We start from the raw sequence: 17,103 nt of genomic DNA, 5'->3' as shown, positions 1-17,103 counted from the left end.
ACCGGCACAGCGCACCAGCTTCAGCCGATAGCCATGCCACCCGTCTGACAGCCGCAGCAGGAAGGCGCGCAGCGCTGTGCCGAGCGCGGCGCACTTTTGTGCGCGTCCGGCCCAAGGTCTTCATGGGCTCTGCGCCCGCCGCCCAAGGCTCCGCCGGCTCAAAAAAAGTGCCAGCGAATCTTCATTTTGTATAGAGGCGCCGGCAAGGCCAATCAATAAAGTTCCCACAGCTGGAAACGATCTCCCCATACCGAGGGAGAGCCTGGTCATCGACACCAAAACAGGAGACAACTGTGAAGAACACTCTGTGCAGTGCGCGCAAGCGTGCCCGCAAGGCAGCCAACCCCCTGGCTGCCCTGATCATGACAACGCTGGGCGGCGGGGCCATGGCGATGGACCTTAACCCCGACGGCGAGTGGCAGATCCGCTGGGACAACACCGTCAAGTACAGCGCGGGCTACCGCCTCAAGTCCCCGGCATCCGTGTTCATCGATCCCGTATCGGTGCGGGCCAACAGCGACGATGGCGATCGCAGCTTTGGCCGCGGCCCCATCTCCAACCGGGCCGACCTGCTCAGCGAGTTCGACGTCCAGAAGAATGGCTTTGGCCTGCGCCTGAGCGCGGCGGCCTGGTACGACCAGGCCTACAACAGCCTCAACGACCACAATTCGCCGATCTCCGCCAACCGCGCCAGCGTTCCCTACAACGAGTTCACTCCGGGCACACAGAAGGTGGCCGGACAGAAGGCCGAGATGCTCGACTGGTTCGTGTTTGGGCGCAACGACATCGGTGGCAAGACCTTGTCCTACCGCCTCGGCCAGCACTCGCTGATCTGGGGCACCAGCATGTTCTTCGGCATGAACGGCATTGCCAAAGGCATGGCGCCGATCGACGTCTACAAGCTCAACATTCCCGGTACGCAGGCCAAGGAAACCACCATTCCCGTGCCCCAGCTGTCTTCCACGCTGCAGCTGACCGATGACACCAGCCTGGAAGGCTATGTCCAGTTCAAGTACCGGCCGACCCGCCTGCACCCGTCGGGCAGCTTCCTGAGCACGACGGACATGCTGGGCGATGGCGCCGAGCGCATGTTCATCGGCAACCCCACGGCCAACCGCTGCGGCAGCGTCAGCGTGCCGGTCGCGCAGCGCTTCAACAACTGCTACCTCGGCTACGCGGGCATGGACGAAGGCAAGAAGCGCCCGAACTTCGGCCTGGCGCTGAACACGCGCAGTGAATGGCTCAACGCCGATCTGGGCTTCTACGCCATCAGCTACCGCGACACCTCGCAGATCATCCAGACCAACACCGCCGGCGGCACCTACCGGCTCATCGTTCCGACCGAGCCGGTGCGATCGGTGGGCATGAGCATGGCCAAGCTGGTAGGCGATGCCAACATGGGCCTGGAGCTGTCGGTGCGTGACAAGCAGCCGCTGGCGGTCAAGGAGGGCGTGGTCAGTCCCGCCGACCCCGGCTATGTAACAGGTCGCACCGCGCACATGAACCTGTCATGGACCCTGCTGGGTGCCAAGTCGGCTGCCTGGGATGGCTACAGCCTGGTGGGTGAGCTGGCCGCCAACCGCGTGATGAGCGTGGACGATGTACGCACCGGCGTTGCGGGCCGCTACCCCGTCGGCACCGAGAAGGTCAATCTGGAGAAGCGCAAGACCAGCGCCGGCATGCGCGTGATCTTCACCCCATCCTGGTACCAGGTGGCGCCGGGCCTGGACATGAGCCTGCCGATCAACCTGGGCTGGTCCTTCCGGGGCAATTCGATGATCGACACGTCCTTCCCCTTCGGTGGCAGCCCCGAGCGCAGCGGTGAGCTGGTCCTGGGCGTGACGCTGGTCTATCTGAACAAGTGGACGGCCAACCTGTCCTGGATCAACTACCTGGGCAATGCGGCCCGCCAGCCTGTGCTGGACCGCGACTACCTGCGTTTCAGCCTGCAGACGACCTTCTGACAGGTTGTCCTAGAGAACAAAGCTTTCGGAGACATCCCATGCATTTTCTTTCCCTGAACCGTGCTGCCACCATGGCCGCCGCATTGGTCTTCACCGGGGCCGCTGTGGCGGCGCCTGAAGATGTCGCGGCGCTGAAATCCGGGTCGCTCACCCCCTACGGTGCCGAGCGCGCCGGTAACAAGGACGGCACCATCCCCGCGTGGGACGGCAAGGCGCCGCCAGCTTCCGGCAGTGCCACCACCAAGCGGGCGGATCCGTTTGCCGCGGACAAGCCGCGCCTGACCATCACCGCTGCGAATGCCGGTGAACACGCTGCGGCCCTGACCGACGGTACCAAGGCGCTGCTGGCCAAGGTGCCCGGCTTCAAGCTCGATGTCTATCCCACCCGGCGCAGCGCCGTGTTCCCGCAGGCCATCTACGACCAGGTCCTGAAGAACGCCAGCCGTTCCAAGTTGGCCAACGACGGTCTCACGGTCGAAGGCTCCTACGGCGGCATTCCCTTTCCAGTGCCCAAGAACGGGCACGAGGCCATCTGGAACCACATGCTCAGCTACCGCGGGCAGGTGACCAGTTTCGTCGCCGACAAGTACGTGATGACGTCCGCAGGTGACCAGGTCCTGACCAGCCGCCAACGCACCAACCTGATCTACCCTTTCTACGATCCTGCCGGCAACCCGGAGCAGTTCAGCGGTGAGTGGGCGCGTGCACGCATCGACATCACCGAACCCCCGGCCAACGCCGGCCAGGCTTTGATGACCATCGACTATGTGGACAACTTCGGCAAGCCCAAGGACGGCTGGCAGTACCTGCCGGGCCAGCGCCGCGTGCGCAAGTCGCCGTCGATTGCCTACGACACACCGGATGGCTCTGCCGCCGGGCTGGCGAACTTCGATGACGTGAACCTCTTCATCGGTTCGCAGGACCGCTACCAGATGAAGCTTCTGGGCAAGCGCGAGGTCATCGTGCCCTACAACAACAACGCCCTCATGGCCAAGCCGGTCAAGGATGTGGTGGGCAAGGGGGCGCTCAATCCCGATGCCGTGCGCTGGGAGCTGCACCGGGTCTGGGTGGTCGAGGCCACGTTGCGCGATGGCAAACGCAACACGGCGGCCAAGCGCCGCTTCTACCTGGACGAGGACACCTGGCAGGCCGTACTGGCTGACAGCTGGGATGCGCAGGGCAAGCTGTGGAAGACCGGCCAGGCCTTCACGCTCGTGGCGGGTGACCAGCCGCTTGCCACCACGCTGAGCTATGCCTGGTTCGACCTGCTGTCAGGTGGCTGGGTGTTCGCGGGAGCCGTCAATGAAACGGGCGGTGTGAGCTACCGGCCGTTCGACGCCAAGCAGTTGAACAACTTCACCTCTTCGGCGCTTGCCAGTGGCGGCGTGAGGTGAGCCAACACCGCACGCTGCACGCGCCGATGACGGAGCGTGCAGGCTGTGCGCGGGTGGGGTGGTAGGCAGTGGCGCAGGCCCCTCCTGGGGCGAGTCGCCGACGTAGCGAGACAGACAGGCGGCCGATGATGGATGCAGTTGGAATGGGGCGCCGCGCGGTGCTGCTGGGAACGCTGGGCACTGCTCTGCTGCCCACGGCAGCCCCCGCGGACGAGCGTGTGGCGCGGGCCTTGGGCCTGCCGGCGGTGAAGGTGGCGCGGCCGACCCAGGCCGTACTTCAGGCGGTGACCCGCGCGGGCAAGCGGCTGGTGGCGGTGGGCGAGCGCGGCCTGGTCATCTATTCGGACGATGCGGGCCAGAGCTGGGCACAGGCGCGCGTACCGGTGAGCTGCACGCTGACCGCGCTGTGCTTCGCCGATGCGCAGCGCGGCTGGGCCGTTGGCAGCATGGGCGTGGTGCTGGCGACCGAGGATGGCGGAGCCAGTTGGCGCAAGTGCCTGGATGGCCTGGCAGCGGCGAGGCTGGCCCTGCAGGCAGCGCAGGCCCAACTGCAGGCCAGCCCACCCGGCAGTGAGGCCATGGCCCAGGGCAATCTGCTGGTGGAAGACGCGCAGCGCCTGGTCGCCGAAGGGGCCGACAAGCCGCTGCTGGACATTGCCCTCGGTGCCGATGGCGCTTTGTGGGCCGTGGGCGCCTATGGCCTGGCCTTTTCCAGCACCGATGGCGGGAGCGAATGGCAGTCGCAGATGCACCGCTTGCCCAATCCCGATGGCCTGAGCTACTACGGCTTGGCCCACCGCAAGGGAGAACAGGTGCTGTTCGGTGAACAAGGTCTGGTGCTGGGGCGCAGCACCGGTGGCGCGAATGGAAACTTCGCTGCCCTCACATCGCCCTCGAACGGCAGCCTGTTCGGCGCGCTGGCATTGCGGGAAGGACCGTTGCTGGTGCTGGGGCTGCGCGGCAGGTTGTGGCGCAGCGCCGAACCGGGCGATGCCTGGATGGCCGTGCAAACGCCGGTGGATGCGTCCCTGGTCGCGGGTACGCAATTGGCCGATGGCAGTGTGCTGCTGGCAGGCGCTGCAGGCCAGGCCTTGCACAGCCGGGATGGCGGCCAGCGCTTTCAGCCCCTTTCGCTGCCGCAGCGCTTTCCTTTCACGGGTGTGGCCGAGGCCGACGATGGCAGCGTGCTCCTCGTCGGCATGCGAGGCCTGCTGCGATTGGCGCCGGCCGACTTGAAGGCCGCTACATCTTCTTCCCCTTCTCCTTCCAGCAGGAAGTCCCCTGTATGAGCGTGGCGTTGCACACCGTGACCGACATTCCTTCGACCGAGGGCTTCGATGCCGACTCTGGCAGCCGGCTGGAGCGTGCGGTCTTCAACCACCGCGCACTCGTGCTGCTGGCCTGCCTGGTCCTGACCCTGCTGCTGGGTTGGCAGGCCACGCGCGTGGCCTCCAACGCCAGCTTCGAGGGCATGCTCCCGCTGTCGCATCCCTACCTGCAAAACTACCTGGCCGAGCGCAAGAAAATCGTCTCCCAGGCCAACAGCCTGCGCGTGGTGCTGGAACGCCGGGACGGGGGCAGCATCCTGGATGCGGACTACCTGGCCCGGCTGCGGGCGCTGAACGACGATCTGTTCGCCCTTCCCGGTGTGGTGCGCGGCCAGATGAAGTCGCTGTGGACGCCGTCCACCCGTTGGACCGCGGTGACCGAAAGCGGCTTCGAGGGCGGTACCGTGATGCCGGACAGCTTCGACGGATCGCCTGGAGCGCTGGCGCGGGTGCGGCTGAACATCGAGCGCTCGGGGGAGGTCGGCCAACTGGTGGCCAAGGATTACCAGTCCAGCGCCGTCCTGGTGCCGCTGGCGGAGCGCGACCCGGAGACCGGCCTGGCGCTCGACTATGCGCAGTTGTCCGAGCGCTTGGAAACCTTGCGTGCCAAGCACGGCGATGACCGGCTGCAGGTGCGCATCACCGGCTTTGCCAAGGTGGCCGGTGACCTGATCGAGGGCCTGGCCCAGGTGCTCCTGTTCTTTGCCCTGGCCGCGGCCATCGCCACGGCCGTGGTGCTCTGGTACACACGCTGCCTGCGCAGCACTTTGCTGGTGATGCTGTGCTCCATCATCGCCGTAGTGTGGCAGCTGGGCCTGTTGCCCTTGCTGGGCTTTGCGCTGGATCCGTATGCAGTGCTGGTGCCCTTCCTGGTGTTTGCCATCGGAATGAGCCATGGCGCGCAGAAGATGAACGGCATCATGCAGGACATCGGCCGGGGCATGCACCGCCTGGTCGCGGCACGCTTCACCTTCCGCCGACTGTTCACAGCGGGCTTCACTGCGCTGGCATGCGACGCGGTCGGCTTTGCCGTGCTGCTGCTGATCGACATCCAGTCCATCCGCCAACTGGCCATCGTCGCCAGCCTGGGGGTGGCGCTTCTGGTGTTCACCAACCTGATCCTGCTGCCGGTGCTGTTGAGCTACACGGGCGTCAGCACAGCGGCGGCGCGCCGCGCTGCCAAGGCCGAACACAGCGAGAACACCGCCAGTGCCTGGCTCTGGAATCTGCTGTGCCGTTTCACCGACCGGCGCTGGGCGCAGGCGGCGATTGCCGTGGCCATCGTGCTGACCGGGGTGGGGCTGTACCAGGCCCGGCTGCTGCAGATTGGCGACCTCGATGCCGGCGCCCCCGAGTTGCGCCCCCAGTCGCGCTACAACCGGGACAATGCCTACCTGACGGCGCATTACGCCACCAGCAGCGATGTGCTGACCGTGATGGTGCGCACCAAGGAGCAGGGCGCCATGGCGCATGCCGTGCTGGAGCGCGTGGATGAGCTGGAGTGGGAACTGCGCCAGGTCGCTGGCGTGGAGAGCACGCAGTCGCTCGCTTCCCTGGCGCGCCAGACCGCCGTGGCGATGAACGAGGGCAACCCCCGCTGGTACGAGCTGCAACCCAACCAGGGCGCACTCAACACGGCAGGTTCGCGCGCCCCCCGCCAGCTGGTCGATGCCGGCTTTTCGCTGCTGCAGGTGCAGGTCTACCTGGCCGACCACAAGGCCGATACGCTCAAGCGGGTGACCGCCGCCGTGGAGGACTTCGCGCGGCGCAACGACAGCGAGGACGCGCGTTTTCTGCTGGCCGCAGGCAATGCGGGCTTCGAGGCCGCCACCAACGCCGTCGTCGAAACGGCCAACCGCCAGATGCTGGTGCTGGTGTACGCCGCGGTCGTGCTGCTGAGTTACCTGACCTTCCGCTCCTGGCGGGCCGTGGCCTGCGCCATCATTCCGCTCGCCGTCACCTCGGTGCTGGCCGAAGCGCTGATGGTGCACCTGGGCATCGGCCTCAAGGTGGCCACGCTGCCCGTGGTGGCGCTGGGTGTGGGCATTGGCGTGGACTATGCGCTGTATGTGCTCAGCCTCATGCTGGTGCAACTGCGCGAAGGGGCCAGCCTGCGTGCCGCTTATTTCCACTCGCTGCTCTTCACCGGCCGGGTGGTGATGCTGACCGGCATCACTTTGGCCATCGGGGTGGCCACCTGGGCGCTCTCGCCCATCAAGTTCCAGGCGGATATGGGCGTGCTGCTGGCCTTCATGTTCGTGGTCAACATGGTGGGCGCCCTGGTGCTGCTGCCGGCGCTGGCGCATTTTCTGCTCCGGCCGAAGCGACCAGCCGCGCTGCGCACGCGGCACTAGTAGCCCTGGGCTTGTACGCGCGATGGGCGCACTTCATTTGGAGTGCGCCCATCGCGGTTGCAGCTTCCATTGCCACCTTGTCCCATGGGCGCGTCTGGCAAAGCCTGCTGGTGTATTTCTGGCCGCGTCAGGGCCGTGAACCAAGTGGGGTCGATGAATGAGGCGTATTTGTTGCCCTGGCTGCGTGCCACAGAATCTCTCGTGTCGGACGGTGCACCATCGCTGATGGGGCTGTGCCGCTTCCATCAGTCCTCAGCCCGGTCCGTGAGGCTCTTTGCCTGTCGGCCCTCAGGAATGCAAGCGATCGCGCTGTGCCAGCGCGGGAAACAGCCGGGTCCAGAGCAACACGATTGCGAGGGTACCGATGCCCCCCAGCAGCACGGAGCCGACAGGGCCCAGGAGGGCTGCGGTGCTTCCCGACTCGAACTCCCCCAGCTGATTGCTGGCACCAATGAACACCGAGTTCACAGCACCCACGCGGCCGCGCATCTCGTCCGGGGTTTCCAGTTGCACCAGCGACTGGCGGATCACCACGCTGACCATGTCGGCGGCGCCGCTGACCGCCAGTGCCGCAAAGGCCATCCAGAACGAGGTCGCCAGCGCAAAGGCGATCATCGAGCCTCCGAACAACGCCACGGCTCCGAGCAAGGCGCGGCCCACCCGCCGGTTGATCGGCATGCGCGCGAGGCCCAGCCCCACGACCACCGCACCCAGCGCCGGTGCGGAACGCAACATCCCGAGCCCTTCAGGTCCGGTGTGCAGGATGTCGCGCGCGAAGATCGGCAGGAGTGCAGTCGCGCCTCCCAACAGCACGGCGAAAAGGTCCAGGGAGATGGCTCCCAGGACCACGGGGCGTTGCCAGATGAAACGGATGCCGGCGGTCAGTTGGGCCAATCCAGGGGCGCGGCGTACCCGCTCCAGCGGTCGATGCCGGATGGCCAGCACGGCGGTCACTGCAGCGAGCAGCAAGACCAGCGAGGTCGAATAGACCACGGCTGCACCCCAGTTGGCGCCGGCCTGAGCTGCCGGCTGTCCCAGCAGCTGCGAGACCCGGGGACCCAGCGCATAGAGGACCCCGCCCAGGGCGGGGCCGGCGATCACGGCCGCCTGCATCGACGAGCTGGCTGCAGCGACCGCACGCGGCAACAGGGCAGGGGGCACCAGGGATGGAAGCAAGGCTTGCTGCGAAGGCATTTGCAGCGCCCTTGCAGCGCCCAGCGCGATGGACAGCACCAGGATCATGTGCGAGCCGATCCAGCCTTCGGCGCAGGCCAGTGCCAGGCCCAGTGCGACTACGCATTGCAGACCCAGGCTGCCTGCGAGCAGCAGGCGGCGATCGTGCTGGTCCACCAGATGTCCGGCGGGCAGGGTCAGCAGCAACGCCGGAAGGAACTGCGCGAGCCCGACCAGGCCCAGGTCCCAGGCGCTGCCAGTCAGGTCGTACATCTGCCAGCCCAGCGCCACCATGAGCATCTGATTGGCCGCACCGCCCGTCACGCGGGCGCCCAGAAGGCGCAGGTAGTCATGGTGTTCGCGCAGTTGCGCGCTGCCCGTGAGATGCGTCTTGGAAGCGTTCATGCGCCGCAGTCTAGGACCCCGCACGGCACTTTTTTCAGCGCCATGATGCGTTGGCGATGGATTCACCGGAAAGTACAAGCGAATCTGATTTTTGTAGATGTGCGCAACGCACAGCGAACCCTAACCTTCAGTCTGTCAGAGCATGGTTCCACATGCCACAAGGCGGTGGAGCCTGCTGCGCAGGCACCAACAGGAAAGTTCAAGGAGACGCACGTTGTCCAGCAAAAAAGTCCATCTCAAGATCGCCATTGCGGAGCATCCGCACACCTCGGCGATCCGCAACGGCACGATTCCCATCGAGGGGGTGGATGCCGAAATCATCACCGTCAAGCCACAGATCGGCGCCTTCCGCCGCATGGTCCGTGACGTGGAATTCGATGTCTGCGAGATTGCGCCCACCACCTACATCATCGCCCGCGCTTACGGCGCCCCCTTTGTCGCACTGCCCATCTTCGTGGTCCGGCGCTTTCACCATGCCGGCCTGCTGGTGCGGCCGGATGCCGGCATCCAGAAGGCCAAGGACCTCGAGGGCAAGAAGGTGGGCGTGCGTGCCTACTCGGTCACCACGGGTGTCTGGACACGGCAAGTCCTGATCGATGAATTCGGCCTGGACAACGACAAGGTTACCTGGGTGGTGGACGATGAAGAACACGTGACGCAACTCCAGCTGCCGTCCAACGTGGTCCATGCCACCCGCCCTCTGGCGGACATGATGGCGGATGGTGAACTGGTGGCGGGCTTCGACGGGGCCGCCGGCATCGGCCGCACGGGCAATCCCACTGGAGGCTGGCAGGAGGTCGAGGCGAACTATCCCGACCTGCTGCCCCATGCCGCCGAGCTGGAAGCCGAGTACTACACCCGCACGGGCATCTACCCGATGCACGGCACCATCGTCGTCAAGGATTCGGTCCTGGCCGAGCACCCCTGGGTCGCCAAGTCGCTCTACGACGCCTTCGACAAGGCCAAGCAGGATTACCTGGCCCGGCTGGACACCGGCGAGGCGAACGGCGCGACGGACAAGAAGTACCTGGAGTTGCGCAAGATCGTCGGCCACGACCCGCTGCCCTATGGCATCGAGGAAAACCGCAAGACCATCGAGGCCCTGGAGCAAACCGCTTTCAAGCAAGGCCTGACCCCGCGCCGCATGTCCATGCACGAGCTGTTCGTGGACCCCCAAGCCTGAACCGGAATCTCCCATGATCATCGATTGCCACGGTCACTTCACGACCGTCCCCGCTTCCTTTCGCGACTGGCGTGCGGCCCAGGTGGCCGCCGCCAACGATCCTGCCAATGCGCCGCCACCGTCGGGCGCCCATGTGTCCGACGATGAAATCCGTGAGGGCGTCGGCAATGGCCAGCTCAAGCTGCAGCAGGAACGCGGCAGCGACATCACGCTGTTCTCGCCCATCGCGGGCCTGATGAGCCACCACCTGGGCAATGAGCGCACCAGCCTGGAGTGGGCCCGCATCTCCAATGACCTGGTGCGGCGTGTCTGTGACATCTACCCGGACAACTTCGTGCCCGTGGGCATGCTGCCGCAGTCACCGCTGGCACCACCGAAGAACTCCGTCCCCGAGTTGAAGCGCATCGTCAATGAACTGGGCTTCGTCGGCGTGAACCTCAACCCCGACCCGAGCGGTGGTCACTGGACCGGTCTGCCGATGACGGACAAGAGCTGGTACCCGGTGTACGAAGCCTTGTGCGAACTGGACGTGCCCGCGATGATCCACGTCGCTGCCTCCTGCAACGCCTGCCACCACGGCACCGGGGCGCACTACCTGAATGCCGATACCTCGGTGTTCATGCAGTTGCTGCAGGGCGATGTGTTCAAGGACTTCCCGCAACTGCGCCTGGTGATCCCGCACGGTGGTGGCGCCGTGCCCTACCACTGGGGCCGCTACCGCGGCATGTCGCTGGAAATCGCCAAGCGTCCGCTCGAAGGGCTGCTGGACAACGTCTTCTTCGATACCTGTGTCTACCACCACCCAGGCGTTGAACTGCTGACCAAGGTGATTCCGACCAGGAACGTGCTGTTCGGCTCCGAGATGATCGGTGCGGTGCGTGGCCGCGATCCCAACACCGGCAACTACTTCGACGACACCAAGCGCTACATCGACCAGTGCGAGGCGCTGTCGGCAGTGGACCGCCACGCCATCTTCGAAGGCAATGCGCGGCGCGTCTACCCGCGTCTGGACAAGCACCTGAAGGCCAAGGGCCTGTGACCGTCGGAGCACCCATGAACATCATCGACATCCATCCCCACATCATCTCGGACGACGAGAAGCGCTACCCGCCAGCCCCCCTGTTCGGCAAGCGCTCGGACTGGTCCCAGGAGCGGCCCAGTACCGTTGAATCGCTGATCGCAGCCATGGACGAGGCCGGTGTGGCCAAGGCGGCGGTCGTGCACTCCTCGACCACTTACGGCTTCGACAACAGCTATGTCGTCGATGGCTGCAACCAGCACAAGGACCGGCTGGTGGCCGTGGGTTCGGTGGACATGCTGGCCGACGACGTGCCCGCCGTGATCAAGGACTGGGCCGACAAGGGCCTGGCCGGCCTGCGCATCTTCACCGGCGGCTCGACCAAGGACTTCGATCCCAGTGAGCTGGACAACCCGAAGAGCTTCAAGGCCTGGGAAGCGTGCGCCGAGCTGGGTCTGCCGATGTGCATCCAGACGGGGCCCATTGGCCTGCCGCAGGTGCGCATGCTGGCCGAGAAATTCCAGAACGTGGCCATCATCCTGGACCACCTGGGACGACCGGACGTGCTCGACGGACCGCCTTACCGGAATGCGCAAAGCCTGTTCGACCTGGCCGACCTGCCCAATCTCTACATGAAGCTCACGCCGCGCATCTTCGGCGACGTGAAGAAGGACCAGGCCTCGGCCGAGACCTTTTTTCCGCGCGTGGTCGAGGCCTTCGGTGCGCAGCGCATGGCCTGGGGATCGAACTTCCCGACCTCGCCGGGCACGTTGGCAGAGATCCTGGCCACGGCCCAGGCCGGCCTCGCCAGCCTGAGCGCGCATGACCGCGACTGGATCTTCGGCAAGACGGCGCAACATCTGTATCCCGCCCTCGCCTGAAGCTTCACAGCGTCCACACCATGCAATTGATCCATCTGTCAAGAACCGCTGCCAGGGCTCTGGTGACCGGGCTGCTCGCCTGGAGCGTGATGGCGCAGGCCCAGACCTACCCTGCGCGTCCCATCACGGTGATCGTGCCGGTGCAGGCGGCGGCCACGCACGATGCCTTCATGCGGCTGATTTCGCCCAAGCTCAGTGCCGCCCTGGGGCAACCCATCGTCATCGAGAATCGCAACGGCGCGGGCCAGAGCATAGGCACCGAAGCCGTCTCCCGGGCCAAACCGGACGGCTACACGCTGCTGCTGGCGTCCAACGCCCCCTTCACCATCAATCCGGTGGTGTCCAAGGTCCGCTACGACCCGGTCAACGACTTCGAGCCCATCATCAACATAGGCCAGAACTCGCTGGTGCTGGTGACGAGTCCCAAGCTGCCGGCCAAGACGCTGCCCGAACTGATCGCCCTGGCGAAGAGCCGCAAGGGCGAGCTCAACGCCGCCAGCTCCGGCAATGCGTCCACCGGCCACCTGGCACTGTCGCAATTCAATCTGCTGGCCGGTGTGGATGTCGTGCATGTCCCCTACAAGGGCGGCCCTTCGGCGCTGAACGACGTGGCCGGCGGCCAGGTCTCCATGGCCTTTGCGGGCCCCACCGCCGTTCTGCCGCTGGTCAAGCAGGGCCGCCTGCAGATGCTGGCCTATGCCGGCAGCAAGCGCTCTGTGTTCCTGCCCGAGCTGCGCACCGTGGCGGAACAAGGCGTGCCTGGTTTCAGCGTCGACGTGTGGTTCGGCTTGCTGGCGCCAAAGGGCACGCCCAAGGACATCGTCCAGCGCCTCAACGCCGAGGTCGCCAAGCTCGTCAAGGACCCCGAGATCGCCAAGAGGATGCTCGAGCTGGGCATCGAGCCGGGCACTTCCACGCCCGAGGAGTTTGCTGCGCAGATCAAGCGCGAGATCCCTGTCTGGCGCCAGATCGTCACCAAGGCCGGTGTGGTCGTCAATTGATGCTCGCCTCCATTTAATACACAGAACTGGTAGAGACCCATGGCAAAAATCGTTTTCGGGATGGCGGTTCCACACAGCGGCATGCTGGGCCAGAAGCCTGAGGAATGGCTTCACAACGCCGAGCGCGACTTCAACAACCCCGAGCTTTGGTTCCGCAATCGGACCTGGACCTATCCGGAGCTGGAGGCCCACCGCGGCAAGGCCTTCGAGCAGTACCTCACGATCGAGGAACGCACGGCCCGCGCCAGCCGCTGCCGCGCGGCCCTCGATGTGATGGCCGCTGCCTACCAGCGCGCCAGGATCGATGTGGCCATCATTCTCGGCAAGGACCAGAAGGAAATCTTTCCGCAGCTCTCGCCTTCCATCGCCATCTACAGCGGCAAGGAAGTGCACAACGGGCCGCCGCAGCGCAAGGTGTACGCGCCCGACCACCACGTCGTGCACCAGTGCCACCCCGAGCTGGCGGCCTACCTGCTCAAGGCCTTCCAGGCCCAGGGCTTCGACATGTGCGACCTGGAGGACTGGCCCGAGAACGTCTGGATGGAAAAGCAGATGAAGCAAAGGGCCGACTACCCCGTCGTGCCCCATGCCTACAGCTTTGTCTACCACCAGATCATGGGCGACAACCCGCCGCCGCATGTACCGGTGCTGATGAATCTGTTCTACCCGCCTACGCAGCCGTCCATGGGGCGCTGCATCGAGTTCGGCGATGTGCTGCGCGATGCCATCGAGGCCTGGCCGCAAGACGTGCGCGTGGCCGTCATCGCGTCCGGCGGGCTCTCGCACTTTGTCAACGACGAGGAGTTCGACCAGGACATCCTGCAGAAGCTGGCGAGCTACGACTACGAGGGCCTGTCGGCCATACCGGACGGCTGGTTCCAGTCCGGCACGTCGGAAATCAAGATCTATTCGACCGTCATGAAAGCGCTGCAGCACACGGGCGCGCAGATGACGCTGGTCGATTACGTGCCCTGCTGGCGCACCGCCGCCGGTACCGGCGAAGGCATGGGCTTCATGTACTGGAACCCCGAGGAAGCAAAGAAATGACACAGCGTCTGAACAGCATCATCAAGGCCTTCGAGGCCGGCAAGCCGGCCTTCACGGCCTTTTCCAAGCTCGACAAGCTCAGCGCTGCCGAGTTTGCCGACTCTCCGTACGACGGCGTCGTCTACGAGATGGAGCACAACCCCTACGACGTTTCGGCCCTGGGCGACGCGTTGCAGTACATGCTCAACCGCAAGCAGATCGCCGAGAGCGGATCGGTCGCTCCCAGGGTGACGCCGTTGGCCCGCATACCGTCCAACGGCGTGGAAATGAACCAGAGCTTTGCCAAGCAGGTTCTGGACCGCGGTTGCTATGGCGTCATCTGGCCGCACGTGTCCACTGTCGAGCAGGCCTACAACGCCGTGGCATCGTGCCGTTATGCCCGTCCCAAAGGCGCGCCGTTGTACGAGCCCAAGGGGGTGCGGGGGGATGGTCCGGCCAATGCGTCGCGCTACTGGGGCCTGTCCATGGCCGACTACTACCAGAAAGCCGACGTCTGGCCCCTGGCGCCAGAGGGCGAGATCCTCGTGGGCCTGATGTGCGAAAGCCCCGAGGCCGTAGAGAACCTCGACGACATCCTGTCCAACGTGCCCGGCATCGGCTTCATCTTGATCGGAGAAGGTGACCTCAGCCAGGCCCTGGGTTTCCCGCGCCAGTACGAGCACCCCGAGGTGCAGGACGCGATGCGCCGCATCGCTGAAACCTGCCACAAGCACAAGGTGGTCGTCGGTAACCCCCACGTGACGGCCAAGAACCACAAGAAGCTGCTGGACGAGGGCTACCGCTTCCTGATGGCCGCGCCGACCAAGAGCTACGGCGTCGTGGGCCTGGCCCAGCAGGCTGCCACTTCGTACTGACGCCATGAACGGAGCCGAAAGCCTCGTGGACACCCTGGTCGGTCAGGGTGTCGACATCTGCTTCGCCAATCCCGGCACCTCGGAGATGCATTTTCTCGCGGCGCTGGAGAACCCGCGGATGCGCAGTGTGCTGTGCCTGTTCGAGGGCGTTGCCACAGGCGCGGCCGATGGCTGGTACCGGATGAAAGGTACGCCTGCGTCGACCCTGCTGCACCTGGGGCCGGGCCTGGCCAATGGCCTGGCCAACATCCACAACGCCAAGCGTGCCTCGTCGGGCATGGTCAACATCATCGGCGAGCACTCCACTTCGCACCTGAAGTACGACCCGCCGCTGACCTCGGACATCGAGGGCCTGGCCCGACCGTTGAGCCATTGGGTGCGGCGTGCCGATTCGGCCAGCGCCATCGCCTGGGATGCCGCACAGGCGGTGGCCAAGGCGTCGGAGCATCCGGGCCAGATCGCCACGCTGATCCTGCCGGGCGACACCTCCTGGCAGCAGGCAGGCACCGCGGTGCTGCCAGAGGCTGTCGCGCCGATGCGCAAGGCGCCCGATGCGGCGCGCATCGCGCATGTGGCCAAGGTGTTGCGCTCGGGCGAGCCGGCGCTGGTCATCCTCGCCAACCGGGCAACGCGGGGGACGGCGCTGCAGCGCGCCGGCCAGGTGGCAGCCGCCACCGGCGCACGCCTGGGGTCGCAGTTCTTCACGGCCCGCATCGAACGTGGGGCCGGGCGGGTGCCGATCGAGCGCATCCCCTATGCCGTGCCGCAGGCGCAGGCCTTCCTGAAGGGCTTCAAGCACCTCATCACGGTCGAGACGAGGGAGCCCGTGGCCTTCTTTGCCTACCCGGACAAACCCAGCCTGCTGAAGGCCGAGGGCACGGTGGTCCATCCCTTGGTCGAAGCCGATGAAGACAGCGAGCTGGCCTTCGAGATGCTGCTCGAAGCCCTGGGCGCGACGGGCTCCGAAGCGCTGCTGCAGTCCCGTGTGGAGACGCCGGTGCCTTCGGGCGCGCTCAACCCCACCAGCGTGGCGCATGCGCTGGCGGCGGCACTGCCCGAGCACTGCATCCTGGTCGATGAGTCGCTGACCACGGGCCGGGAGTCCATGGGCCTGACCATGGGCGCCCGCCCGCACGATCTGATCAACAACATGGGCGGATCCATCGGCTATGCGACACCCGTGGCCACGGGGGCGGCCCTCGCCTGCCCGGACCGGCGCGTGTTCTGCATGGTCGGCGATGGCAGCGCGATGTACACCATCCAGTCGCTGTGGACGCAGGCGCGCGAAGGCTTGAACGTAACCACAATCATCTTCGCGAACAACAGCTACGCGATCCTGAAGGCCGAGTACGCCAACATGGGCGCGGGCACGCCCGGGGCGCGTGCGCTGTCCATGATCGATATCGATCGGCCCCGCATCGACTGGCTTGCCATGGCCAAGAGCATGGGCGTGCCGGCCGTCTCGGTGGATACCGCAGAAGGCTTCCACCAGGCCATGGTGAATTCGACCCGTGAGCCTGGCCCCTGCCTGATCGAAGTCAGGCTGTAGACCCGTTCCCCTGGAGGAGACAAGAAATGACCACGACCGACACCCTGGTGCCAACGCTGCGCACCAACCTGGCCGATTACGCCGTCACCAAAGCGATGAAGGATGGACGCGTGAAGTCCGACATCGTCCACCTCGACTACTGCGGCCCGACGCCAGCGCACAACGGCTTCAAGGCCATGGTGCGTGAAAGCAAGTTCGATGCGGGCGAGCTCGCCATCGTCACGTTCCTGCAGGCCAAGGCCTATGGCAAGCCCTATGTGATGCTGCCGGTGCCAATCTCGGGACGCTTCCAGCACCACTGCGCTGGCTTCAACATCGAGTTCGGTGACCTGCGGCCCAAGGACATCGAAGGCAAGAAGGTCGGTGTGCGTACCTACACCCAGACCACCGCGCTGTGGATCCGCGGGGTCCTGCGGCACGAATGCGGCGTCGATCTCGACAAGGTGACCTGGATGACCCTGGGGGATGGGCACCTGGCCGAGTACAAGGACCCGGAGAACTGCCAGCGCCTGCCTGCCGGCTCCTCGATCCCGGACATGATGATGGCCGGCCAGTTGACGGCGGCGCTGCTCGGCGAGGACATGCCCAAGGATCCCCGCGTGCGCACCCTGGTGCCGGATGCGCAGGCTGCAGCCAAGACCTGGTACGAGCGCATGGGGATCGTGCCGATCAACCACATGTTCGTGGTGCATGCAGACCTCTCGAAGAAGCGGCCGGACATCGTGCGCGAGCTCTACCGCATGGTGGTCGAAAGCCGTGCACTGGCCGAGGGCGTGCCGGCGGTGTTCCCGCCGGTCGGGCTCGAGGCCAACCGCAAGGGCCTGCAGCTGGCGATCGACTGGGCGCTGGACCAGAAGATCATCCCGCACCGTCTGAGCGTCGACGAGCTGTTCGACGACGTCACCGGCGCACTGGGCTGATGCGAGTCCGCTCGCTCAGACTGTGATTGCAC

Annotated in this window: 13 protein-coding genes; 12 read left to right on the top strand and 1 reads right to left on the bottom strand. The window is 65.6% G+C overall.

Annotated elements, in window-relative coordinates; translation table 11 throughout:
• Positions 1–293: 293 nt before the first annotated feature.
• The 4 genes from HNP48_RS30975 (at position 294) to HNP48_RS30960 (ending at position 7,040) form a co-directional block, all read left to right on the top strand.
• Entirely contained in the window at positions 294–1,964 is a 1,671-nt protein-coding gene (locus tag HNP48_RS30975) for a DUF1302 family protein (protein WP_184864670.1), read from the top strand.
• A 38-nt stretch (positions 1,965–2,002) separates the two neighbouring features.
• The gene (locus HNP48_RS30970) at positions 2,003–3,358 is read left to right on the top strand and encodes a DUF1329 domain-containing protein (RefSeq protein ID WP_184864668.1); all 1,356 of its coding nucleotides are present in this window, start codon (positions 2,003–2,005) and stop codon (positions 3,356–3,358) included.
• A 128-nt stretch (positions 3,359–3,486) separates the two neighbouring features.
• Positions 3,487–4,647, top strand: coding sequence for a photosystem II stability/assembly factor-like protein (locus tag HNP48_RS35735; RefSeq protein WP_311773876.1), 1,161 nt, complete (start codon positions 3,487–3,489; stop codon positions 4,645–4,647).
• Positions 4,644–7,040 carry an RND family transporter gene (locus tag HNP48_RS30960; RefSeq protein WP_184864666.1) on the top strand — a complete coding sequence of 799 codons (2,397 nt, stop codon included), beginning with the start codon at positions 4,644–4,646 and terminating at the stop codon, positions 7,038–7,040. The genes HNP48_RS35735 and HNP48_RS30960 overlap by 4 nt, the downstream gene beginning before the upstream one ends.
• Positions 7,041–7,328: 288 nt before the next feature.
• Here the strand turns inward: HNP48_RS30960 and HNP48_RS30955 are convergent, their stop codons facing one another.
• Positions 7,329–8,618, bottom strand: coding sequence for an MFS transporter (locus HNP48_RS30955; RefSeq protein ID WP_184864664.1), 1,290 nt, complete (start codon positions 8,616–8,618; stop codon positions 7,329–7,331).
• Positions 8,619–8,832: 214 nt separating this feature from the next.
• On the opposite strand from HNP48_RS30955, the gene HNP48_RS30950 reads away from it, so the two are divergent.
• From HNP48_RS30950 to HNP48_RS30915, 8 genes are read left to right on the top strand one after another with little or no spacing between them, the layout of a single operon-like run.
• Entirely contained in the window at positions 8,833–9,801 is a 969-nt protein-coding gene (locus HNP48_RS30950; RefSeq protein WP_184864662.1) for an ABC transporter substrate-binding protein, read from the top strand.
• Positions 9,802–9,814: 13 nt separating this feature from the next.
• Positions 9,815–10,840, top strand: coding sequence for an amidohydrolase family protein (locus tag HNP48_RS30945; protein ID WP_184864660.1), 1,026 nt, complete (start codon positions 9,815–9,817; stop codon positions 10,838–10,840).
• A 14-nt stretch (positions 10,841–10,854) separates the two neighbouring features.
• Positions 10,855–11,700: an amidohydrolase gene (locus HNP48_RS30940; RefSeq protein WP_184864659.1), complete on the top strand. Its 846-nt coding sequence runs from the start codon at positions 10,855–10,857 to the stop codon at positions 11,698–11,700.
• Between the two features lie 20 nt (positions 11,701–11,720).
• Positions 11,721–12,701: a tripartite tricarboxylate transporter substrate binding protein gene (locus tag HNP48_RS30935; RefSeq protein WP_184864657.1), complete on the top strand. Its 981-nt coding sequence runs from the start codon at positions 11,721–11,723 to the stop codon at positions 12,699–12,701.
• 39 nt (positions 12,702–12,740) lie between these two features.
• Positions 12,741–13,748: a protocatechuate 3,4-dioxygenase gene (locus HNP48_RS30930; protein ID WP_184864655.1), complete on the top strand. Its 1,008-nt coding sequence runs from the start codon at positions 12,741–12,743 to the stop codon at positions 13,746–13,748.
• Positions 13,745–14,602, top strand: a complete 858-nt coding sequence (locus tag HNP48_RS30925) for an HpcH/HpaI aldolase/citrate lyase family protein (protein WP_184864653.1) — start codon at positions 13,745–13,747, stop codon at positions 14,600–14,602. The genes HNP48_RS30930 and HNP48_RS30925 overlap by 4 nt, the downstream gene beginning before the upstream one ends.
• A 4-nt stretch (positions 14,603–14,606) precedes the next feature.
• On the top strand, positions 14,607–16,151 hold the full coding sequence (locus tag HNP48_RS30920; RefSeq protein WP_184864652.1) for an acetolactate synthase large subunit: 1,545 nt from the start codon (positions 14,607–14,609) through the stop codon (positions 16,149–16,151).
• A gap of 26 nt (positions 16,152–16,177) precedes the next feature.
• The gene (locus HNP48_RS30915; RefSeq protein ID WP_184864650.1) at positions 16,178–17,071 is read left to right on the top strand and encodes a phosphate ABC transporter substrate-binding protein; all 894 of its coding nucleotides are present in this window, start codon (positions 16,178–16,180) and stop codon (positions 17,069–17,071) included.
• The last annotated feature ends 32 nt before the right edge of the window (positions 17,072–17,103 follow it).

Source organism: Acidovorax soli, assembly GCF_014207955.1.
Lineage (GTDB): Bacteria > Pseudomonadota > Gammaproteobacteria > Burkholderiales > Burkholderiaceae_C > Acidovorax > Acidovorax soli_A.
This window is presented reverse-complemented; position numbering and strand designations above follow the sequence as displayed.